The following is a 25,053-nucleotide window of genomic DNA, read 5'->3' on the forward strand; positions in this document are numbered from 1 at the left end:
AGGGGTGTGGCCGGGTGTTTCGCTTTCCTGACAAGAGTTTTCGGGTTGCCGTGGAGTGCGCAGAATGAGTGAGTCCAACAGAAGTCAGTCCGAACTCGAGCGTGGTCGGTGGGCGGACCGATTGCGGGCCTTGCCGATTCCCGAACAGCGGCGGGCGCTGGTCGCGCTCGTCTGCGCACAGGCGAGCGTGGTGTTGCGCGCGGTGTCCAAGGACGACACCGAGACGGTGGACACCGAGCGGGCCTTCCGCGAGCAGGGTCTCGACTCGCTGGGGCAGGTGGCCTTGCAGGCCGGGCTCAGCGGGACAACCGGTCTCGCGCTGCCGCCGACGGTGGTGTTCGACCATCCGACCCCTACCCGGCTCGCGGAGTTCCTCCGAACCGAGTTGCTCGACTTGACCATCGTTGACCCGTCGTTGCCCGTGCTCGGTCCTGCGGTGCTCGACGAGCCCGTCGCCATCGTCGGCATCGGCTGCCGGTTCCCCGGCGGCATCGATTCGCCGGAAGCCTTGTGGCAGTTGCTGATCGACGAAGGTGAGGTGCTGTCCGGGTTCCCCGTCGATCGCGGGTGGGACCTCGCGACGATGTTCGATCCGGATCCGGCGGCGGTCGGCAAGAGCTATGTCGACCGGGGCGGCTTCCTGGACACCGCGACCGAGTTCGACGCCGAGTTCTTCGGTATCAGCCCGCGTGAGGCGTTAGCGATGGACCCGCAGCAGCGGGTGACCTTGGAGACCGCGTGGGAGGCATTGGAGCGGGCCGGAATCGATCCGTTGTCGTTGCGCGGCAGCGACTCCGGCGTATTCATCGGCGCCGAGGTACACGAGTACGGGGTGCGCGTGCACGAGGCGCCCGCGGGCCTGGACGGCTACCTGATGACCGGCAACGCGCCGAGCGTCGTATCGGGCCGGGTGGCCTACTTCCTCGGCTGGACCGGGCCAGCCATCACGGTGGACACCGCGTGCTCCGGCTCGCTGGTGTCCTTGCATCTGGCCGCCCAGGCGCTGCAACGTGGCGAATGCTCCCTGGCACTGGTCGGCGGTGTCGCGGTGATGGGCAGTCCCGGCATGTTCACCGCGTTCAGCAGGCAGCGTGGACTCGCGCCGGACGGCAGGGTGAAGGCGTTCGCCGCCGCCGCGGACGGCACCGGATTCGCCGAGGGCATCGGGCTGCTCGTGGTCGAACGGCTGGCCGACGCGCAGCGGCGCGGCCATCAGGTGCTCGCGGTGGTGCGCGGTAGCGCGGTCAATCAGGACGGCGCGAGCAACGGGCTGACCGCGCCGAGCGGGACCTCGCAGCGTCAGGTGATCCGGCGCGCGCTGGCCACGGCCGGGCTCACCGGGGCCGAGGTGGACGCGGTCGACGCGCACGGCACCGGCACCATGCTCGGCGATCCGATCGAGGCGAGGGCGATCATCGCCACCTACGGTCAGGGACGGCCGGACGGGCAGCCGCTGTGGCTCGGCTCGGCGAAGTCGAATCTCGGGCACACTCAGGCCGCGGGCGGGGTGGCCAGCGTGCTGAAGATGATCTTGGCGATGCGTAATGGCTTGTTGCCGAGGACATTGCACGTGGATGCGCCGTCACCGAATGTCGACTGGTCGGCAGGGCAGGTCGAGCTGCTGACCGAGCCGGTTGCCTGGACGGGTGGTGAGCGGCCGCGCCGGGCCGGGGTGTCGGCGTTCGGGATCAGTGGGACCAACGCGCACGTCATTCTGGAGGAACCGCCCGCGCCGGTGAGCGAGCCGATGCCCGCTAGCGCGTCGGTGGGTGTGTGGCCGGTGGTGGTGTCGGCCGCGAGCGAACAGGCGCTGCGCGATCAGGCTCGGCGGTTGTCCGCCCACCTGGGTGAGCACACCGTGGCCGACCTCGGGTTTTCGCTGGCGACCAGTAGGGCTTCGCTGGCGCACCGGGCCGTTGTCGTCGCCGAGGACCCGGCCGAGCTCCGGCGCGGCCTGGATGCGGTGGCGTCCGGTGTGCCCGCGGCCGGTGTGTTCACCGGTGCGCCGCCGACCGGGCGGCTCGCCTACCTCTTCACCGGGCAGGGCAGCCAGCGGCTCGGGATGGGCAAGGAACTCAGCGAGCTCTATCCCGTCTTCGCCAAGGCCCTCGACGCGGCCGTCGGCTACCTGGATCTGCAGCTCGACCGTTCGCTGTGGGATGTGCTGTTCGCCGAGCCGGGGTCGCCGGACGCGGCCCTGCTCGACCAGACCGCGTACGCGCAGCCCGCGCTGTTCGCGATCGAGGTCGCGCTGTTCCGGCTGCTCGAATCCTGGGGACTGCGACCGGATTTCGTGGCCGGGCACTCGATCGGTGAGCTGGTCGCGGCGCACGTGTCCGGTGTGCTCTCGCTGGAGGACGCGGCGACCCTCGTCGCGGCGCGCGGCCGGTTGATGCAGGAACTCCCGGCGGGCGGGGCGATGGCGGCGATCGCGGCCAGCGAGACCGACGTGCTCGCGCGGCTGACCGGCCAGGTCGGCATCGCCGCGATCAACGGTCCCGAGGCGGTGGTCGTCTCCGGTGACGCGCGGGCCATCGACGCGTTGCTCGCCGAGTTCGCGGCGGCGGGGACGAAGACCCATCGGCTGCGGGTGAGCCATGCCTTCCACTCGCCGCTGATGGAACCGATGCTCGAGGAATTCGGCCGCATCGCAAGGGTTTTGACCTACTCCGTGCCGGAGATCCCGATCGTCTCGAACGTGACCGGTATGGCAGCGCATGCCGAGGATCTGTGCCGTCCGGAGTACTGGGTGCGGCATGTCCGGGCCGCGGTGCGGTTTCGTGACGGTATCCAGTGGTTGGCCGATCAAGGCGTCAGTACGTTCCTCGAAGTGGGGCCCGACGCGACGTTGTCGGCCATGGGCCGGGAGTGTCTCGCGGTCGGAAATGCCACCGCGGTAACGATTCCGACGATGCGCCGGGACCGGGCGGAGAGCCGCGAGCTGGTTTCGGCGGTGAGCCATGCGCATGCGCGCGGGGCCACGCTGGATGGTGCCGGGGTGTTCGCGGGCTCGGGCGGACGGCTGATTGCCTTGCCCACCTACGCGTTTCAGCGTCGGCGCTTCTGGCTGGCGCAGGCCGCCGGTTCCGCCGACGCCGCGAGCGCCGGCCAGCTGCCCGCCGAGCATCCGCTGCTCGGCGCGGTGGTCGAGCTGGCCGGGTCGGACGGGGTGCTGTTGACCGGGCGGTTGTCGCTGCGGTCGCAGCCGTGGCTGGCCGATCACGTCATCGCGGGCAGCACGCTGCTGCCGGGTACCGCCTTCGTCGAGTTGGCGCTGCGCGCCGGTGACCAGGTCGGCTGTCGGTACCTCGTGGAGGTGACCCTGGACGCGCCCCTGGCAGTGCCCGCCGACGGCGCGATCGTGGTGCAGGTCGTGGTCGGTGCGGCGGACGCTGCCGGACATCGGGCGGTCGAGGTGTACGCGCGCCAAGACGGTGCGATGGTGGACGAGGAATGGGTGCGGCACGCGAGCGGTGTGCTGGCTCCCGCCGGTTCCGGCGAGCCCATCGAACCGATGTCCGCGGCGTGGCCGCCGAGCGCCGAACCCGTTGACCTCACCAATTGGTATGCGGCGCTTGCCGAACAGGGCTACGGCTATGGACCTGCCTTCCGCGGTCTGCGTGCCGCGTGGCGTCGGGGCAGCGAGGTTTTCGCGGAGGTGTCACTCGCGCCGGAAGCGGCGGCGGATGCCGCGGCGTACGGTTTGCATCCAGCGCTGCTCGACGCCGTGCTGCACGCGACCGACCTGGTTTCCGACGACCCGGTCGGCACGGTCACCCGGCTGCCGTTCGCCTGGACCGGCGTGTCGAGGTATGCGGTGGGGGCGTCATCGTTGCGCGTCCGGATCACGCCGAACGGGACAGACGCGGTGGCCATCGAACTCGCCGACGCGGCCGGATTACCCGTTGCGACGGTGGATTCCTATCGCACGCGGCCGCTGCCCGAAGGGCATCTGCGGACGGGCGGGTATGCGGCACAACCGTTTCGAGTGGACTGGGTCGCGGTGGACCGGGCACCCAATGGCGGGCAGCGGGATTCGGTGGTCTACCGCTGTCCGAGCACGCCGGACGGTGGTGTCACGGTGGCGGTCCGCGCGGTGTCGGTCGCTGTGCTCGCGGAGCTGCGGGCGTGGTTGGCCGACGAGCGTTCGGCGACAACGGCTTTGGTCGTGGTGACGCGTTCGGCCGTCGCGGTGCGGCCGGGGGAGCCGATTGATCTGGCGCAGGCTCCGGTGTGGGGGCTGGTGCGCGCCGCGCAGGCGGAGCACCCGGACCGGTTCGTGCTGGTGGACTCGACGGACGCGGATGCGGCGATTCTTGCCGCGGTGGGGTCCGGCGAACCCGAGCTTGCGGTGCGGGATGGCGAGATCCTGGTGCCGAGGCTCGCGATGGTGCCGCGCCCGGCGAAACCGGCTGCCGTGCCGTGGAATTCGGTGGGCACGGTGTTGATCACCGGCGGTACCGGTGGGGTCGGTGCGCGGCTGGCCAGGCATCTGGTGTCCGTGCACGGGGTGCGGCACCTGGTGCTCGTCAGCAGGCGTGGCATTGCCGCCGCGGGCGCTGTCGATCTGCGCGACGAGTTGTCCGCCGTGGGTGCCGAGGTGGTCGTCGCCGGGTGTGACGTCGGCGATCGTGCCGCACTGGCCGCGCTGCTGCGGCAGATCCCCGCCGAGCATCCGCTGACCGCCGTGGTGCACGCGGCCGGTGTGCTGGACGACGGCCTCATCGCGGCAATGACACCGGAGCGCCTGGACACCGTATTCCGGCCGAAGGTGGACGCCGCCTGGCATTTACACGAACTGACTCGCGGCCTCGACCTGTCCGCGTTCGTGCTGTTCTCGTCGACGGCGGCCCTGCTCGATGGCGTCGGACAGGCGAATTACGCTGCGGCCAACGGGTTCCTCGACGCATTGGCGACGCACCGTGCGGCTATCGGCCTGCCCGCCACCGCGCTGTCCTGGGGTTTGTGGCCGGGCGATGGTATGGCGGCCGGGCTCGACGCGGCGGCCCTGCGCCGGATCGAACGCCTCGGCCTGCGCACGCTGACGGTCGCCCAGAACTTGGAGCTGTTCGATGCCGCGCTGGCTGGTAACGAGCCAGCCGTCGTTCCGGTGCGGTTCGACCCGCGCGCTCTCCCGGCCAACCCGCCGCCGGTAGCCCGTGCGCTGGTTCGGGATTCGGTGCGGCGGGCCGGTTCCGTTGCGCCCGTCGAAGATTCCTCGCTCGCGCGCCGGCTGGCCGAGGTGCCGGAATCCGAACGGGCACAGCTACTTCTGGAGCTGGTGCGCACGCAGACGGCGGCGGTGCTCGGCCATGACAGTGGCGCGGAGGTCGGGCCGGACCGGGCGTTCACCGAGATCGGCTTCGACTCGCTCGCTGCGGTAGAACTGCGCAACCGGCTCAACACCGACACCGGACTTCGCCTCACCGCGACAATGACTTTCGACTATCCGACGCCGCGCGCACTGGCCGGTCACCTGGCCGGTGCGGTCTCCGGTGTGCGTCCCGCGCCGACACCGCGCAAGCCGGTCGTCACGGCACCCGCGGATGAACCGATCGCGATCGTCGGCATGGCGTGCCGGTACCCCGGTGATGTTCGCTCACCGGAAGATCTGTGGCGACTTGTCGCCGACGGCAGGGACGTCATCTCGGACTTCCCCACCGATCGAGGCTGGGACCGCGACGTATACGACCCGGAGCCCGGCAAGCCGGGCCGCAGCTACTCGCGCGAGGGCGGATTCCTTTACGACGCGGCGGAATTCGATGCCGGGTTCTTCGGGATCAGTCCGCGTGAGGCGCAGGCGATGGATCCGCAGCAGCGGTTGCTGCTGGAGATCTCCTGGGAGACCTTCGAGCGGGCCGGTATCGACCCGCTCTCGGTCCGCGGCACCGAGACCGGCGTGTTCGCCGGGGTGATGTACCACGACTGGGGTCTGCGGCTGGGACCGCTGTCCGAGGAGCTGGCCGGCTATCACGGCAACGGGAGCCTCGCGAGTGTGGTGTCCGGGCGGGTGGCCTATGCCCTCGGCCTGGAGGGTCCCGCGGTGACCGTCGATACCGCGTGCTCGTCGTCGCTGGTGGCGATGCACTGGGCCATGCAGGCGCTGCGCCGCGGTGACTGCGGATTGGCGTTGGCCGGTGGCGTGACGGTGATGTCGACGCCGGACACCTTCATCGATATGAGCAGGCAGGGCGGACTCGCCGCGGACGGGCGCTGCCGGTCGTTCGGTGCGGCCGCCGACGGCACCGGGTGGGGTGAGGGCGTCGGGATGCTGCTGCTCGAGCGGTTGTCCGATGCTCGCCGCAACGGGCACCGGGTGCTCGGCGTCGTGCGTGGGTCGGCGGTGAATTCCGACGGTGCGAGTAACGGTCTCACCGCACCCAATGGTCCTGCGCAACAACGGTTGATCCGGAACGCGTTGGCCGGGGCCGGGTTGGCACCGGCGGACGTGGACGTGGTCGAGGGACATGGCACCGGGACACGGCTCGGCGATCCGATCGAGGCGCAAGCCCTGCTGTCCACCTATGGGCAGGAGCGGCCAGTGGACCAGCCGCTGTGGCTCGGCTCGATCAAGTCGAACATGGGTCATACCCAGGCCGCCGCTGGCGTGGCCGGGGTGATCAAGATGGTGATGGCGATGCGGCACGGGGTCATTCCCCGCACGCTGCACGCGGAAACGCCGACGCCGCAGGTGGATTGGGAATCGGGTGCGGTCGCGGTGGTGACCGAGTCGATGCCGTGGCCGGAGGCCGGTCGGCCGCGCCGGGCCGGTGTGTCGTCGTTCGGGATCAGCGGGACCAATGCGCACCTGATCATCGAGCAGGCGCCTGTTGAAGAGCGGGTCGTCGCGCCGGGGCCCGCGCTGGTCCCGTGGGTTGTTTCCGGGCGGACATCGGATGCCTTGCGCGATCAGGCTGCTTCGCTGCGGACCTATCTGGATGTGTTGCCGGACACCGAGATCGCCGATGCCGGGCGCTCGCTTGCCAGGGCTCGTGCCGCGCTCGAACATCGGGCTGTAGTGCTGGCTGACGGGCGAGACGAGTTGGCGGAAGCGTTGGCGGCGGTCGCGAACGGCGCTGGGGCGGTGGTTGATTCGGTGCATGACGGCAAGCTCGCGATGCTGTTCGCCGGTCAGGGCTCGCAGCGTCTGGGTATGGGACGTGAGCTGTATGAAGCGTTTCCGGCATTCGCGGCGGCCTTCGACGCTGTCGCGAAGGAACTGGATACACAGTGGGAGTTGCCATTGCGTGCGGTGGCGTGGGGTGCCGACGAGGATCTGCTGAACCAGACCGGGTACGCGCAGGGTTGCCTGTTCGCGGTCGAGGTCGCGCTGTTCCGTCTGCTCGAATCCTGGGGTGTGCGAGCGGATTACGTGGCTGGACACTCGATCGGCGAACTGGCTGCCGCACACGTGGCCGGGGTCTTGTCGTTGCCCGACGCGGCGCGGTTGGTGGCTGCGCGCGGCCAGCTGATGCAAGCCTTGCCCGTGGGTGGGGCGATGGTGGCCGTGCGAGCGAGTGAAGCCGAGGTGCTCCCGCTGTTGACCGAGGGCGTTGAAATCGCGGCGGTGAACGCGCCGGGCTCGGTGGTGCTGTCCGGTGCCGCCGAGCAGGTGCTCGCCGTCACCGAGGGGCTGCGAGCGCAGGGCCGCAAGACAACTCAGTTGCGGGTCTCGCACGCGTTCCACTCGGCGTTGATGGCGCCGATGCTCCAGGAGTTCCGCGCTGTCGCGGAGACGATCGAGTATCAGACACCGACGGTGCCGATCGTGTCGAACCTGACCGGGCGCGTTATCGCGGAATTCGACGCCGACTACTTGGTGCGGCACGTGCGGGAAACCGTCCGCTTCGACGACGGTATTCGATACCTCGAATCACAGGGCGTCACAACATTTCTCGAACTCGGTCCGGATGCGACGCTGTCAGCGACGGCCGCCGAATCGATCCGGCCGGAGGTCGCGATGATTCCGGTCCAGCGCAGCGACCGGGCCGACGCCCGTCAACTCGTCACCGCCCTCGGGCGGGCTTGGGCGCGAGGCGTCGGCGTCGATTGGGCCGCCTACTTCGGCACCGGTGCCACGGTGGATCTGCCGACCTACGCGTTCCAGCACAAGCGCTACTGGCTCGACACCGATGGCGGTGCCGCACGCGGCCTCGGCGCGGTCGGCTTGGCCGCGGTCGATCATCCGTTGCTCGGTGCCGCCGTCGCGTCACCCGACGCGGACGAGGTGGTGCTCACCGGGCGGCTGTCGATCGATGCGCAGCCGTGGCTCGCCGACCACGAGGTACTCGGCAGCATCCTGCTTCCGGGCACCGGGTTTGTCGAACTCGCTTTGCGCGCAGGCGAATTGGTGGGCTGTCCAGTCGTCGAGGAATTGACTCTGGAGACGCCACTCGTCGTGCCGCGCTCGGGCGGTGTGGTGCTGCGCGTCGTGGTCGGCGGGCCGGACGACTCAGGTGTCCGCCCGGTGCGCATCCACTCTCGCGGTGACGATCCGGAACTGCCGTGGGTGCGACATGGCGCGGGGCTATTGGTGCCCAACGCCGCGGCACCGGCATTCGACCTCACCGAGTGGCCGCCGCGGGGTGCGACACCGATTCCGGTGGACGGCGTCTACGACAGGCTCATCGATCGCGGCTACGGATACGGTCCGACGTTCCAAGGCCTTCGGGCCGCGTGGCGACGAGGGGCTGATGTGTTCGCGGAGGTCAGCCTGCCGATCGACGCGGTAGGGGAGGCGGCTCGGTACGGCCTGCACCCCGCGGTGCTCGATGCCGCGATGCACGCGGACCTGCTCGACGAGTCGGGTGCGGCGACCGGCGACACCTTGCTGCCGTTCTCTTGGAGCGGCGTCACGGTGCACGCCACAGGTGCGTCTTCGGTACGGGTACATCTGCGCCGAGTTCGCGGCGATGAGGTATCGGCCATCTTCGTCGCCGACGACGCCGGTCGGCCTGTTGCGACTGTCCGGCAACTGGTTTCGCGACCGGTATCCGCCGACCGGATCAGCGCGGCGGCCGGAGTCACCGACGATCTGTACCAGGTGAGTTGGCTACCGATACCCACCGGACCGCTTGCCCCGGAACCACTTTCGGCACCGGTGATCGCCCGGATCGAACGGCCGCGGACGGACGTGCCGACGGCGGCGCACGCGGCGACTCGGCACGCCCTCGGACTCGTTCAGGACACCCTGGCTGAGGGAACAGGACGGCTCGCGGTCGTGACCACGCACGCGGTCGCCGCGGCACCCGGCGACGACATCGATCCCGGCCAGTCCCCGGTGTGGGGCCTCGTCCGCGCGGCGGAGGCGGAGAATCCAGGCAGGTTCGTGCTGGTCGACGTCGACGGGTCTACGGCATCGGAGGCGGCACTGGCCGCCGCGGTGGCTTCGGGCGAACCAGAGCTGGCATTGCGCGACGGAGTGGCGACCATGCCACGGCTCGCCCGAATGTCCGGCGGGAGCGGTCATGCGCCGTGGACCACCGAAGGCACGGTGCTGATCACCGGCGGGACCCGCGGGCTCGGCCTGATCCTCGCCAGGCACCTGGTGCGAGCCCATGGCGTCCGGCGGCTGCTGCTGGTCGGTCGCAAGGGCCTCGCCGTGCCCATCGTGGACACGCTGACCGCCGAATTCGCCACGCACGGAGCGGAAGTCGTCATCGCCCCCTGCGACGTCGCCGATCGCGACGCCCTCGCAGCGCTGCTCGCTGGCATCCCGGACGCGCACCCGCTCACCGCCGTGGTGCACGCGGCCGGGGTGGCGGACGGCGGACTGGTCGGCGGACTCGACCCGGACCGGGTCGACGCGGTGCTGCGCCCCAAGGTGGATGCCGCCTGGCATCTGCACGAACTGACCAGCGGACTGAAACTCGATGCGTTCGTACTGCTTTCGTCGGCAGGCGGCCTGGTACTCGCATCCGGTCAGGGCGACTACGCGGCCGCCAATGTCTTCTTGGACGCGCTGGCCGAGCATCGTCGGCACGCGGGTTTGCCCGCCACCGCTTTGCCATTCGGAATGTGGGCGGTGAACACCGGCCTCGGCGGCGAACTCACCAAGGCCGATCTGGATCGAATGCGCAGACTCGGCACGCCCGCGCTGACCGTCGAGGAGGGCTTAGCCCTGTTCGACGCCGCTCTCGGCGCCGAGACAACCGTCGTCGCGCCGCTGCGGATCGACCCGATCGCGCTGCGCGCACGACAGGACAACATTCCGGCCCTGCTGCGCGGTCTGCGCCGCGAAAACACCCAGCGCCCTGCGAGTTCCAGCGGATCGGGCGCAGGGCGCCGCGAGCTGGCCGGGCTGACCCCGGCCGAACGGCAGCGTCGCCTGCTCGACCTGGTCCGCACCCATGCCGCAACGGTGCTCGGACACGCTGGCCCCGCTGCCGTCGAGCCGGACCGCGCGTTCCGTGAGCTCGGATTCGACTCGCTCGCCGGTGTCGAACTGCGCAACCTGCTCGGCACGGCGACCGGCCTGCCGCTGCCGGCGACACTCGTCTTCGATCATCCGAATGCCGCTGCGGCGGCCGCATTCCTGGCGACTCGATTCGCCGGAGACACAGTCGAGACGACGACGCCAGCGGTTCCGATCGCGCGCGGTGCCGATGAGCCCATCGCGATCGTCGCGATCAGTTGCCGATTCCCCGGCGGCGTCAGCAGTCCCGAGCAGCTGTGGCAGCTCGTGGCCGAGGGCCGCGACGCGGTCGCCGACTTCCCGATCGACCGCGGGTGGGACATCGACGCACTGTACGACCCGGAGCCGGGAACACCGGGCAAGAGCTACGTGCGCAACGGCGGATTCCTTTACGACGCCGCCGAATTCGATCCCGAGTTCTTCGGCATCATGCCGCGCGAGGCGATGGCGATGGACCCGCAGCAACGACTGCTACTGCAGGCATCGTGGGAAGCGTTCGAACGGGCGGGCATCGATCCGTCCTCGATGCGGGGCACGCGTACCGGGGTTTACGCGGGGATCATGTACCACGACTACGGCAGCCGATCGGCGGAGGTGCCCGACGAACTCGCGGGCTATCTCGGCAACGGCAGCGCGGGCAGCATCGCGTCGGGCCGGGTGGCCTACAGCCTCGGTTTGGAAGGCCCGGCGGTGAGCGTTGACACCGCGTGCTCGTCGTCGCTGGTCGCCTTGCACATGGCGTGCCAGGCATTGCGCGCTGGCGAGATCACCATGGCACTGGCGGGTGGTGTGACGGTGATGCCGACTCCAGGCATCTTCGTCGACTTCAGCAGGCAGCGCGGCCTGGCTCCGGACGGCCGGTGCAAAGCGTTCGCCGACGCCGCGGACGGGACCGGCTGGGCCGAGGGCATCGGTTTGCTGCTGGTGGAACGGTTGTCCGACGCGGTCGCCAACGGCCATCCCGTGCTCGCCGTGGTGCGTGGCAGTGCGATCAATTCCGATGGCGCGTCGAACGGGTTGACCGCGCCGAACGGTCCGTCGCAGCAACGGGTGATCAGGCAGGCGCTCGCGGCGGCCGGGCTCGAGCCCGCCGATATCGACGCGGTGGACGGGCACGGCACCGGCACCACACTCGGCGATCCGATCGAGGCGCAGGCACTGCTGGCCACCTACGGGCAAGGGCGACAAGAGGATCGGCCGCTGTGGCTCGGCTCGATCAAGTCGAACATCGGACACGCCCAGGCCGCCGCGGGGGTGAGCGGCGTGATCAAGATGGTGCTGGCGATGCGGCACGGGATATTGCCGAAGACATTGCATGTCGACGAGCCGAGTAAGCAGGTCGACTGGGCCGAGGGTGCCGTCCGGCTGCTGACCGAGCCGGTCGAGTGGGCCGTCGAGGGTCGGCCACGGCGGGCCGGGGTGTCCTCGTTCGGACTCAGTGGAACCAACGCGCACGTGATCCTCGAGCAGGCGCCCGTTGTCGCTGTGCCGCAACGTGATCCGGCACGGGAGCGGCCCGCGCTCGTTCCGCTGGTGTTGTCGGCGCGCACTGAGGCGGCGTTGCGGGAACAGACGGACCTGTTGCGCGCACACCTGGCGGCGAGCCCGGATCTGGTCGATACCGCGTTCTCACTCGCGACCACGCGGGCTCGGTTCGAGCACCGGTCGGTGCTCCTGTCCGCCGACCATGAGGGGGTCGGCGGACAGTCGGCCACGGTGCTGTCCGGTGTCGCCAAAACCGGTGGCCGCACGGCATTCCTGTTCTCCGGGCAGGGTGCGCAGCGGCCCGGCATGGGGCGCGAACTGTATGCCGCGCACCCGGTGTTCGCCGAGGTGCTCGATGAGGTGTGCGGGCGATTCGACGCGCTGCTCGACCAACCGCTGCGCGAGATCCTGTTCGCCGCAACGGAATCGGCGAACGCGCGACTGCTCAACGAGACCGCGTACACCCAATGTGCGCTGTTCGCTTTCGAAGTCGCGCAGTACCGGCTGCTCGAATCGTGGGGCCTTGTTCCCGATGTGCTGCTCGGACATTCGATCGGCCAGCTGGCCGCCGCGCACGTCGCCGGGGTGCTTTCGCTGCCTGACGCGGTGACCCTGGTCGCGGCGCGCGGCCGGTTGATGCAGTCGCTGCCGAGCGGTGGGGCCATGGTCGCCGTGCGCGCCACCGAGGCCGAGGTAGTACCGCTGCTCACCGCCGAGGTCGGTATCGCCACGGTGAATGAGCCTGGCTCCGTGGTGATCTCGGGCGCGGGCGATCAGGTGGCGGCGATCGCGGAGACGCTGCGGGCGCAGGGCCGCCGGGTCACCGAGTTGCGCGTATCGCATGCGTTCCATTCGCCGTTGGTCGAACCGATCCTGGATGAGTTCCGGCGCGTCGCCGAAACCGTGGCCTTCCACGCGCCGTTCATTCCCGTTGTCTCGACGCTGGGTGGCGAACCGCGGGATCTGACCGCACCCGAGTACTGGGTTCGGCATGTGCGCGAAGCGGTTCGGTTCGCCGACGGCGTGCGCGCGCTGGGCGCGACCAGGTTCGTCGAGATCGGGCCGGACAGTGTGCTGAGTGGATTGGTCGAAGCCTGCCTCGACGGTGACGAGCACCTGGTCGTGGCGCTGTCGCGGCGTAACCGGCCCGAGCCGGAAGTGTTACTGGAAGCGCTGGGCGCACTGCACATCGACGGTGCCGAGGTGGATTGGGCGCGGTTCTTCGCCCCGGCCAAGCCGGTGCGGGTCGAGTTGCCGACGTATCCCTTTGCCCGCCAGCACTTCTGGCTCGACATGCCGACCGCCGCTCCGGCCGACGCCACCGGCATCGGCCAGGCCGCGGCCGGGCATCCGCTGCTCGGCGCGATCGTCGTGTCACCCGAGGGCGACGGCGCGGTGCTCACCGGGCGGTTGTCCCTGGAAACCCACCCGTGGCTGGCCGATCACAACGTGTTGGGCACGGTACTGCTGCCCGGCACCGGCTATGTCGAACTCGCGCTGCGGGCGGGCGCCGAGGTCGGCTGTGAGGTCATCGAGGAACTGATCATCGAGGCGCTGATGCCGCTGCCGGAGCAGCGGGGCACCGCGATCCAGGTGGTGGTCGGCGCCGCGGACGACGAGCAGCGCCGAACGCTGGCCATCTACTCGCGGGTCGAGGACGCACCCGCCTACGTGCCGTGGACCCGCCATGTCTCCGGGGTGCTGCGCGCGCAAGCGGCGCCAGAGACGATCGATGTCGGCTACCGCGAATGGCCGCCCGCCGCAGCCGAACCCGTCGACATCAGCGATGTCTACGACTACCTCACCTCGGAGGGCTACCACTACGGCCCGATGTTCCGTGGTCTGCGGGCCGTGTGGCGGCGGGGCACTGAGATCTTCGCCGAGGTCGCGCTGCCCGAGGACGCGCGCACCGAGGCGGCTCGGTTCGGTATCCACCCGTCGCTGCTCGATGCCGCGCTGAGCGCGACCGACTTCCTGAACGGCCGCACACCACAGGATGTCGGTGCGTCGCAGCTGCCGTTCTCCTGGGCCGGGGTGCGCCTGCACTCCGGTGGCGCGGCCGGGCTGCGCGCCCGAATCGCCTGGGTCAGTTCGGATTCGACGGTCGGCTCGGACGCGGTGCGGCTCGACCTGTCGGACGCGGGCGGCACGCCGGTCGCGACGGTGGAATCGTTGGTGGTCAGGGCGGTGACCCCGGATCGGGTCGCGGCGGCGGCCGCCGCTTCGGTCGGTAGCAGACAGCGGGACTCGCTCTATCGGGTCGGCTGGAGTCAGCTGCCGCGCGGCACCGCGGGCATGGCGGACGCGCCACCAATGGCTGTGGTAGGTAAGGAGATTCCCGGATTGACAGTGCCGGTGTTCGCCGATCTCGCGGCCTTGACCACCGCGCTCGACACCGGGGCGGTCGTGCCCGAACTGGTGCTGTTTCGCTGCCCCGAACTGCCGGGCCCGGACGTCCCGGCCGCGGTGCGGTCGGTGCTGGACAACGTCCTCACCGTGCTGCGCTCCTGGCTCGCCGACGAACGGCTGACACCTTCGCGGCTGATGCTGCTCACCGAGGGTGCCGTCGCGCTCGACGGCGCGGCCGCCGAACTGAGCCAGGCACCGGTGTGGGGTCTGGTTCGCTCGGCCGAGCAGGAGAATCCGGGCCGATTCCTCCTGGTTGACACCGACGAGGGCTGGGAACCGGCGCGACTTGTACCCGTGCTTGCCGCGATGGGCGAGCCCGAACTCGCGGTGCGCGGCAGCGACATTCGCGCGCCCCGGCTCACCGGCATCCCGGCGGGCGACGCCGACGGCACCGCCACCTGGGACCCGACCGGCACCGTGCTGGTGACCGGCGGCACCGGCGGACTCGGCGCGCTGATCGCGCGCCACCTCGTCACCGTGCACGGCATCCGGCACCTGCTGCTCACCAGCCGCCGCGGCCCGGCGGCACCCGACGCACTGCGGTTGAGCGACGAGCTGACCGAACTCGGCGCCGAATGCGCCGTCGTCGCCTGCGATGTGGCCGACCGGACCGCGCTGGCCGACCTGCTCGCGGGCATCCCGGCCGACCGGCCGCTGCGCGGGGTCGTGCATACCGCGGGCGTGATGGACAACGCGCTCATCGGGTCGCTGTCGCCCGCGCAGCTGGACCGCGTGCTGCGCCCGAAGGTCGACGGGGCGTGGCACCTGCACGAGCTGACCAAGGACCTGCCCCTCACCGCGTTCGTCCTGTTCTCCTCGGTCTCCGGGCTGGTGATGGGCGCGGGGCAGGCGAATTACGCGGCGGCGAACCGATTCGAGGACGCGCTGGCCGGCTACCGGCGCGCGGCCGGCCTGCCCGCCACCGCGCTGGCCTTCGGGCTGTGGACGACCACGACCGGGCTCGGCGGCGCGAGTGTCGACGCCGGTCGCGAGGAAAAGCGGATGGCCGATCTCGGCCTGCCGCCGATGTCCTCGGCGGAGGGGCTGGTGTTGTTCGACGAGGCGGTGCGGCTCGACGCCGCGGTGCTGGTGCCGATGCGGGTGCACGTCGCGGCACTGACGGCGGCGAATGATGGTGTGCCGCCGATGCTTCGGGAACTGGCCAGCTCCGCGACCCGTCGCCAGGTGCACGCGAGCGGGCGGACGGCGACCGGCGGTACGAACGGGGCGGGCGCGGTGTCGCTGACCCAGCGGCTGGCCGGTCTCGATGCCGAGGCGGGCACGGCCGTGCTGCTCGATCTCGTCCGCACGCATGTCGCGGCGGTCCGGCATGCCGAGCCGGAATCGCTGGACATGGGCTTCACCGAGATGGGCCTCGACTCACTTGCCGCGATCGAACTGCGCAACCGGCTGCAATCCGCGCTCGGTATCCGACTGCCGGCCACCATGATGTTCGACTATCCGAACCCACGGGTGCTTGCCGGGTATCTGCGCACCGAGCTGTTGCCCGACGGTCCCGCCGCGGCGCCGCCCGAACCGGTGACCCCGGCGCCGGAGCGGATCGCGGCCGTCGCGCACATGACCATCGACGACCTGGTCCGCGCCGCGCTCGCGGACGATACCGAAACGGAAAGGTGAGGTCGTGGATGTCTCCGTCGAGCAGCTGGCCGAAGCCCTCCGCCGAACGATGGTGGACAACGAGCGGCTGCGCGCCCGCAACGCCGAACTGACCGATGCGGCCGCCGAACCGATCGCCATCGTGGGGATGGCGTGCCGCTATCCCGGCGGTGTCAGCACGCCGGACGGGCTGTGGCAGCTGGTGCGTGACGGCGTCGACGCGGTCGGGCCGTTTCCGACCGACCGCGGCTGGGACACGGCCGGGCTGTACGACCCCGAACCGGGCAAGGCGGGTAAGAGCATCGCCACCGAGGGCGGGTTCCTTTACGACGCAGCCGATTTCGACGCGGCGTTCTTCGGCATCGCGCCGCGTGACGCGCTCACCATCGATCCGCAGCAGCGGCTACTGCTGGAAACCGCGTGGGAGTCGATCGAACGGGCGGGCATCGATCCGAGCTCGTTGAAGGGAAGTCGCACCGGGGTTTTCGCCGGGGTGATGTATCACGACTACGGTCTCGGCAGCAGCGATGGCAGCCTGGTCAGCGGCCGGGTCGCCTACACGCTCGGGCTGAACGGTCCGGCGATCACGGTGGACACCGCGTGCTCCTCGTCGCTCGTCGCGATGCACTGGGCCGCCCAGTCGCTGCGGCAGGGTGAATGCTCGCTCGCGCTGGCCGGTGGGGTCACCGTGATGACGACCCCGGACATGTTCGTCTACTTCAGTACTCAGCGTGGGCTGGCCAAAGATGGCCGGTGCAAATCGTTTTCGGCGGCGGCGGACGGCACCGGATGCTCCGAAGGCGCGGGAATGCTGCTGCTCGAACGGCTCTCGGACGCCGAGCGCAACGGTCATCCGATCCTCGCGGTGCTACGCGGCAGTGCGGTCAATTCCGACGGCGCCTCCAGCGGCCTCACCACCCCGAACGGACCCGCACAGCAGCAGGTGATCCGCCAGGCGCTCGCCTCGGCCCGGCTGCGTCCCGCCGAGGTCGATGTGGTCGAAGCGCACGGCACCGGAACAACACTCGGCGATCCGATCGAGGCGCAGGCCTTGCTCGCGGTCTATGGGCGTGAGCGCGACCACCCGCTGTTGCTCGGTTCGGTGAAATCCAATCTCGGCCATACGCAGGCGGCCGCCGGGGTGGCGGGCGTGATCAAGATGGTGCTGGCCATGCGGCACGGGTCGGTGCCGGGGATCGTGCATCTCGCGGCACCGAATCCACACGTGGACTGGGACTCCGGTGCCGTCGAGCTGGTTACCGAGACGCGGCCGTGGCCGGTGACGGAGCGTCCGCGCCGGGCCGGGGTGTCGTCGTTCGGGATCAGCGGGACCAACGCGCACGTGATCATCGAGGGGTATTCCGGTATCGAGGCGCCGCAGGTGCGGGATGGGGCGTTACCGGCGGTCGCCTGGGTGCTGTCCGCCAAGACCGCGGAAGCTGTACGGGCACAGGCGAAAACGCTCAGTTCGTTCGTGACTGCGCGGCCGGAGCTCGAACCGGCTGATGTGGCATTGTCGCTGGCGAACTCGCGGACGCAGTTTCGGCATCGTGCCGCGGTGACCGGTGTCGATCGGGCTGAACTGCTGCGCCGCCTCGACGGTCTCGCTGCGGGGGAGTTGCCCGCGGACGCGGTGTTCGGCACTGCCGGTGAAGGCTCGACCGCTTTTCTGTTCACCGGTCAGGGCGCACAGCGGTTGGGGATGGGACGGGAGTTGTCGGCGGCGTTCCCGGTGTTCGCCGAGGCGTTCGATGCTGTTGTCGCGGAGCTGGACTCGCGGCTGGCCGGGTCGTTGCGTGCGGTGATGTGGGGTGCTGATCCCGCGTTGCTCGAGCAGACGATGTGGGCGCAGGCGGGTTTGTTCGCCTTCGAGGTCGCGCTGTTCCGGTTGCTCGAATCCTGGGGTGTACGGCCGGATTTCGTTGCGGGTCATTCGATCGGTGAGTTGACGGCGGCGCATCTGGCGGGGGTGCTGTCGCTGGCGGATGCGGCGCGGTTGGTCGCGGCGCGTGGTCGGCTGATGCAGGCGTTGCCGCCGGGCGGGGCGATGGTGGCGGTCCAGGCGACCGAGGCGCAGGTCCGGCCGCTGTGCACCGGCGCGGTGGCGGTTGCGGCGGTGAACGCCCCTGGGGCGGTGGTGCTTTCCGGTGTCGCCGACGAGGTGTTCGCGGTGGCGGACCGATTGGCGGGGGAGGGGCACCGGACCACTCGGTTGCGGGTTTCGCATGCCTTCCATTCCGCGTTGATGGAACCGATGATCGCCGAATTCCGGGCTGTCGCAGCGGATATCGGGTACGCGGCACCGAAGATTCCGCTGTTCTCCACCGTCACGGGTACGCGGGTCGACGGGGTTTCGGTGGAGCACTGGGTGCGTAATGTCCGCGATACGGTCCGGTTCGCCGATGCGGTTCGGTCGCTGGCCGACGCGGGGGCGACTCGGCTCGTCGAGGTGGGGCCGGACGGCGCGCTGACCGGACCGGCGCGGCAGTCCGCCGATGCCGACACGATCGTGTGCCTGAGCATGCAGCGGCGGAACCGGCCGGAGCCCAGCACCGCGTTGGCGGCGCTCGCGGCATTGCACACTTCGGGGGCATCCGTCGATTGGTCGGCCTATTACGGTCGGCGTGGGCGGGTCGAGTTACCGACGTATTCGTTTCAGCGCCGGAGGTATTGGCTCGATCAACCCGGTTCCGTCGACGCGTCCGGTCTTGGCCAACGGCCCGTTGCCCACCCGCTGCTCGGCGCGGGGATCGAGGCACCCGATACCGGTGGTGTGGGGTTGACCGGCGTGCTGTCGCCGGAAATCCAGCCGTGGCTTGCCGATCACGCGGTGTTCGATCGAATCCTGTTCCCTGGCACCGGTTTCGTGGAGTTGGCGGTACGTGCGGGCGATGAGATCGGCTGCCCGGCGGTCGCGGAACTCATCCTCGGTGCGCCCCTGATCTTCCCGGCGAGCGGCAGGGTCGCGGTCCAGGTGGTGGTCGACGGCGCCGATGCCGCTGGCCGTCGGCCGCTGCGGATCTTTGCCAAAGCCGATCTGCCAGGTGCCGCGCAACCATGGACACTGCACGCTACCGGCGTGCTCGCCGCGGAAGTACGAGCGGCAGTCAAGGAGACGACCGAATGGCCGCCCGCCGACGCCGTGCCCGCCGATCTGTCCGGTGTCTACGAAACCCTGCTGGATCAGGGATACCGCTACGGACCGACCTTCCAGGGATTGCGCGCGGCATGGCGGCGCGGCGACGAGGTGTTCGCCGAAATCGCACTGCCCGCGACCGCATCCGCCGATGCCGCCGCCTTCGGCCTGCATCCGGCCCTGCTCGACGCGGCACTGCATGCGTGGAGCGTCACCGAGGACCCCGATCGCCCGAACACCGAATTGCCGTTCTCCTTCGGCGATGTCGCCCTGCACGCGACCGGCGCGACCGCCGTACGGGCAACGCTGCGGCGCGACGGCGGCACGATGTCCTTGGCGTTGCGAGATCCGTCGGGCACACCCGTCGCGACCATCGACGCCATCACCTTCCGTCCGGTATCACCGGAGCAGTTGACGTCCACGCCGGACACCGGCGACCTATGGCAAGTGCGGTGGTCGCCTGCCGCGGTCGTGCCGAGGGTCGTGTCGTGGTGCACATGGGAGGTGTTGGCCGAGACTGCCTCTGCGCCGGAAGTCGTTGTGCTGGAATGTCGAACACCTACGGGTCCGGTGCCTTCCGGGTTGCGTAGCGTCCTGCACGCCGTCTTGTCGACGATGCGCGCGTGGTTGGCCGAATCACGGTCCGCCACCTTGGTCATTGTCACCAGGAACGCCGTGGCGACCAACGACCACGAGGACCTCGACGTGTGCCAGGCGCCGGTCTGGGGCCTGGTGCGTGCCGCACAGGCGGAGAACCCCGGCCGGTTCGTGCTGCTCGACCTCGCCGCCGACGCTGACCTCGCCGCCGACGCTGACCTCGCCGCCGACACCGACCTCGCCACCGCCGCGCCGCTCGCGACCGCCGTATCGCTCGCGACCGCCGCGCCGCTCGCCACCACCGTCCCGCTCACGACCGCTGTCCCGCTCACGATCGGCTCCGGCGAGCCGGAACTGGCCGTCCGCGCCGACGCCGTGCTGGTGCCCAGGCTCGGCCGAGCCACGGCCGCCGCCACGCTCACGGAGTTCGACCCGGACGGCACGGTGCTGGTGACCGGCGGTACCGGCGGCCTCGGCGCACTGATAGCGCGACACCTGGTGTCCGAGTACAAGGTTCGCCATCTACTACTGGCGAGCCGCCGCGGCCCGTGCGCGCCGGACGCGGCCGCCCTGCGGGCCGAGCTGGTCGCGGCAGGTGCCGAGGTCACCGTGGCGGCCTGCGATGTCGGCGACCGGGACGCACTCGCGGCGCTGCTTGCCGCGATTCCCGCCGCACATCCATTGACCGCCGTCGTGCACGCCGCGGGTACCTCGGACAACTGCCTCATCGATGCGATGACACCGGACCAGATGGACGTGGTGCTCGCACCGAAGGCTAACGCGGCGTGGCACTTACACGAACTCACTCGCGATTCGGCCCTCACCTGCTTCGTGCTGCTGTCCTCCGCGGCCGGTCACGTCCTGCCCGGCGGGCAGGGAAACTACGCCGCCGCCAATGTGTTCCTCGACGCACTCGCCACCCACCGCAGATCCCTTGGCCTGCCAGCGGTTTCGGCCGCCTTCGGTTTATGGGACGTGCGTACAGGTTTGACACAAGAACTCGACGAGGTCCAGCGCAGGACGCGAGCCCAGGGTTTCCCCGCACTCCCGGTCGACGAGGCGCTTGCCCTGTTCGACGCCACACTGCGCACCGACACCGCGGTGACCGTGCCGCTGCGAGTCGACGCCGCGGCATTGCGCACTCGCGAGCACGACTTACCCGCCCTGCTCCGCGACGCGGTCCCCGCGGCCGCGCGACGCACCGTCCACACCAACACGACACCGGATCCCGTACTCCGCGAGGAACTTTCGGTGATGAGTCGAGCGCAACGGGAACGCGCCATCGGACAGCTGGTCCGGACCCAGGTGGTAGCCGTCCTCGGTCACGACCGTCCGGACGCGATCGAGGTCGACCAGAAGTTCCACGACCTGGGATTCGACTCGCTCAGCGCGGTCGAACTCCGCAACAGACTGGCCGCCGCCACCGCCTGCGCATTGCCGCCGAGCCTGGTATTCGACTACCCCTCGGTGGCCGCGCTGGCAAAACACCTGCACGAGACGATGTTCGGCGTCGACAACCCCGACGATCTCGCCGAAGCGACGGCGAGCGAGCTGTTCGCCATCCTGGACAAGGAACTCGGCGGCTAGTGGGCGACCGCCGCCTGCTTGATCTGTTCCAGCACCGCCGCGACATGGTCGGTGAGAAAGAAGTGCCCGCCGGGGAACACCGTCAACTCGAACCCGCCACTGGTGTGTCCTTCCCAGGCCTGCGCTTCATCGAGCGTCACCTCAGGATCTTCGTCACCGGTCAGTACCGAGATCGGGCAGGCCAGCGGCGGTCCCGGCCGCATTCGGTAGGTCTCGGCGGCCTTGTAGTCGCCGCGGATCGTCGGCAGGATCATGCGCAGCATCTCCTCGTCGCCGAGGACCCTGGCGTCCGTTCCGCTCATCCGGCCGATCTGCTCGATGAGCGCGTCATCGCCGTAGCGATGCACGTACTCGTCGCGATGCGTGGACGGCGCCCTGCGGCCGGACGCGAACAGCGTCAGCGGGGTCACCCCCTCGGCCTCGAGTCGGCGCGCGACCTCGAATCCCAGTGTGGCGCCCAAACTATGGCCGAACAGCGTGACCGGCCGGTCCAGCCACGGCGCGAGCTGCTCGACCACCAGGTCGGCCAGCTCGTGGATGTCCTCGACGCACGGCTCGTTGCGCCGCTCAAGCCGTCCCGGATATTGGATCGCCAGCACGTCGATCGCGGGTGACAACGCGCGCGAGACCGGAAAGTAGAAGGTGGCCGAGCCCCCGGCATGCGGGAAGCAGATCAGCCGGGTCGCCGCGTCGGGCGCCGGATGGAATCGCCGAACCCACGCACCGGTTTCGGCGGACGTTTTTACCGTGCTCATTCGTCATCCCTCTCCACAGCTCGGCGCACCGCGCCACTTCGATTCAAGCCGGTATCACCGAGGGTTCGCTAGTGCGCGCGGCCCCACCGCCGCGATTACAGGGCCGCCCCTACTCCGCCGTACGAATCGTATGGCGGAGTAGGGGTTCGATCAGGCGTCGACGTCACCGCCGGGCACCGCGTTGTTGTGCAGCGCGAGGCCGGTGGGCAGGTCGGCCCTGCTGTTGACGCCGAGCTTGCGATACACCTTGGTGAGATGCTGCTCCACCGTGCTCACCGTGATGAACAGCCGCCTGCTCACCTCACGGTTGGTGTGGCCTAGCGCGGCAAGCTCGGCCACCCGGCGCTCGGCCTCGCTGAGCCGAGGCACCGGCTCGTGCCGTTCCTCGACGACCGACGTCCGGATCGGCTTGGTCCGTTCGCGCGTCAACTGCATCACCATCGCCCCGGAGCGATAGGTCTTCATCTCCTGCGCGGCCCGCCGGGCCAGCGCGCGCGCCTGCTCGAACTCGCCGAGCTGCTGATGCGCCTGGCTCAGCTCGGACAGCGCCCGCGCCAGCTCGAGCCGGTCGCCCGGCCCTTGCAGACACTCGACGGCCTGTTGCAGGAACGCCGCGCGCTGCGTCGGACCGCTGCACGCGGCAAGCACCCGCAGCGATACTCCTCGGGTCCGTGCGTCGAGCGGAGTCTGCTGGCTCAACTGCTGTTTCACCAATTCCCGTGCCACCGCGGCATGCCCGAGGCGCAGGTTCGCCTCGGCCAGATCCACCCGCCACGGCACCAGCACCGGCACGTCCAGTGCCCACTCCCGCATCAGCCTGCCGCAGGTCTGGAAGTCGCTGATGGCCGCGAGCACCCGGTCCTCGGCCAGGTAGTACTGACCGCGGGCATGCAGGTACATCAATCCGTTCACCGTGCCGAACATCGCCTGCGGGACCGGATGCCGGGCCGCGGCCGCCGCCGCGTCCATGTTGTTCATCGCGGTATTGGCCAGCAGCATCGTCGTCAACGGGCCGCTGATCAGCACGCCCCAGCTCTCGGTCGGCAGCAGGGCAAGCGCGGCTTCGGCCTGAGCCGCGGCCGAGGCGAGTTCGCCGCGCCGGAAGGCGATGCCGGAACGCAACGCGCTCAGCACCGCCCGCCAGGTGATCGCGTTGTGCCGCAAGGCATCCCGGATGATCTCGTCGCACCACCAGATCGCCCGGCCCACCTCACCCCCGGCCACAAGCGTCATGATCGCGGCCGCGACCGACTCCAGTTCGATGTCGCCGAGCTGGCAGCTCTGCAGGACCTGTTCGGCACTTGCCGTCGCCGCATCGCTGCCACCGTGCGTCAGCACCGTGCTCAGCGTGTTGGTCGCCGTGGTCCACGGTTCGGCGCTGGTCCGGGACGGGTCGCCGAAATCGGGCAGCCGCGCGTGCGACGGACCGTAGAACCAGAGCCTGGCCACCCGTATCTGAGCGGCCGTGTGCGCGTCGTCGGGCCCGAGCGATTCCGAAAGGACCGCAAGCGATTTGGCGACCATCTGCTCGTCGCCGGTCCACAGCGCGCAGCGCAGCACCGCGACGACGGGCCGGCCGCGCAGCTCGCCCCGTTCCAGCGCGGCACGTAGCGGTGCGGCATGTCTGATGGCCACCGATGGATTCACCCGCCATGTCACGAACACGAGCGTGCCGGTGATCTCCAGTCGCTCATGGTCATTGGTGACCGCGGTCAGCGCGAGTTCGAGGCAGCGTGCCGCCGCGTCGCTGTCGTCGGTGGCCAATGCCTGATCGGCGGCGTCGCGCAGCACCTGGACCGCCCATGAGCCCGGCACACTGTCCGCCGCGAGCAGGTGGGTGGCGACCGCGCCGGAGGGTGCGGCGCGCTCGTAAAGCATTTCGGCGGCGCGCAACTGTAGCTGTGCGCCGTACTCGGCCGACAGGCTGGCGAGTACCGCCTCCTCGGCGACCGGATGACGATAGTTGCCCTCGCGCAGCAGGCCGGCGGAGGTCATGATGTCGATCGCCTGCTCGACGGCCTTCTGCTTGATTCGCAGTATGCGACTGATCATTTCGGGCGTGCCGTGCGTGCCGACCACCGCGATGGCCTGCGCCACATCGAGTAACTCCGGCTCGAGGCGACGCACGGACGCGAGCACCGCCTGGCCGAACGCGGCGCCCACCGCGAGCAGGCCGCAGTCGCTCGCGGCACCGCAGGACCGCTCGCGGCTGCGGTGGTCCTCGATCAGCCCCTCGACCAGCATCGGATGGCCGCCGGTCAACTCGTGCGCCGCGGTGGCGAGCCGTTCGGCGGTCGCCGCGTCCATCCACTGCGCGAACGCCTCGGTCACCCCGGCCACCGACCATGGCGCCAGCGTCAGCTGGCGATGCGGATGCAGGATGACCTCGGCCTGGCCCGCGGGCCAGCTCGGGTTGTACGGCGCGCGCTCGGTGACGACGAGCAGGATCCGCGAGGACGTGATGCGCCGCTGCACCGAAAGCAGTAGCTGCAAGGACCAGTCGTCCACGAACTGCAGGTCGTCGACGCAGATGACGACCGGTCGCGTCCTGGCCAGATTTACCAGTTCAGCGCATATCTCGTGGACAGTGCGGGCCTGCGCGTGGCGGACCGCCGCGCTGTCCGGCCGGCCGGTGCCGAGGAACGGGTCGGCGACCACCAATTCCGTGATCCGCTCGACGGTATTTTCCGGCAATCCGGGACTGGTGAACAGCTGGTCGATGATCCCGGTTTGAATCGAATGTTCGGCTCTCGATCCGGCCGCGTACAACAACCACGCTCCGGACTCGACAGCATGATGAGCGAATTTACCGAGTAATTCCGTCTTGCCGCTCGCAGGTGCCCCCTTGACGAGAACGAGCTGGCCGGAACCTTCCATTATCTCACTAAGCGAATTCAATAGGTATTCTAAAGCGGTGAAAAAGGCCAGGAAGGCCACGTTTCCTCCTCTGAACGTGCCCGTGCCCGTGTTTCGGCGGGCGTCCATTCGGCCGACGCCCGCAGGATCACCGCGGAGTCGGCCGATCGATCTTCAGGCCACCCCCGTCGAACCGG

The 25,053-nt window shown here is 69.8% G+C and carries 4 protein-coding genes; 2 read left to right on the plus strand and 2 right to left on the minus strand.

Features of this window, described 5'->3' with window-relative positions:
* Window positions 1-64 precede the first annotated feature (64 nt).
* Complete coding sequence (locus OG203_RS42145) at window positions 65-15,946, plus strand: SDR family NAD(P)-dependent oxidoreductase (RefSeq protein ID WP_405162780.1); 15,882 nt, start codon at window positions 65-67, stop codon at window positions 15,944-15,946.
* A gap of 4 nt (window positions 15,947-15,950) precedes the next feature.
* A complete protein-coding gene (locus OG203_RS42150; protein WP_405162781.1) occupies window positions 15,951-21,245 on the plus strand; it encodes a type I polyketide synthase in 5,295 nt (1,764 codons plus the stop codon).
* Here OG203_RS42150 and OG203_RS42155 read toward each other — a convergent pair.
* Window positions 21,242-22,000, minus strand: a complete 759-nt coding sequence (locus OG203_RS42155; RefSeq protein WP_405162782.1) for a thioesterase II family protein — start codon at window positions 21,998-22,000, stop codon at window positions 21,242-21,244. The two genes, OG203_RS42150 and OG203_RS42155, sit on opposite strands and share 4 nt — an antisense overlap.
* Before the next feature lie 150 nt (window positions 22,001-22,150).
* A complete protein-coding gene (locus OG203_RS42160; protein WP_405162783.1) occupies window positions 22,151-24,985 on the minus strand; it encodes an AAA family ATPase in 2,835 nt (944 codons plus the stop codon).
* Window positions 24,986-25,053: the final 68 nt, after the last annotated feature.

The sequence above is a fragment of the Nocardia sp. NBC_01499 genome (assembly GCF_045040275.1).
Taxonomy (GTDB): domain Bacteria; phylum Actinomycetota; class Actinomycetes; order Mycobacteriales; family Mycobacteriaceae; genus Nocardia.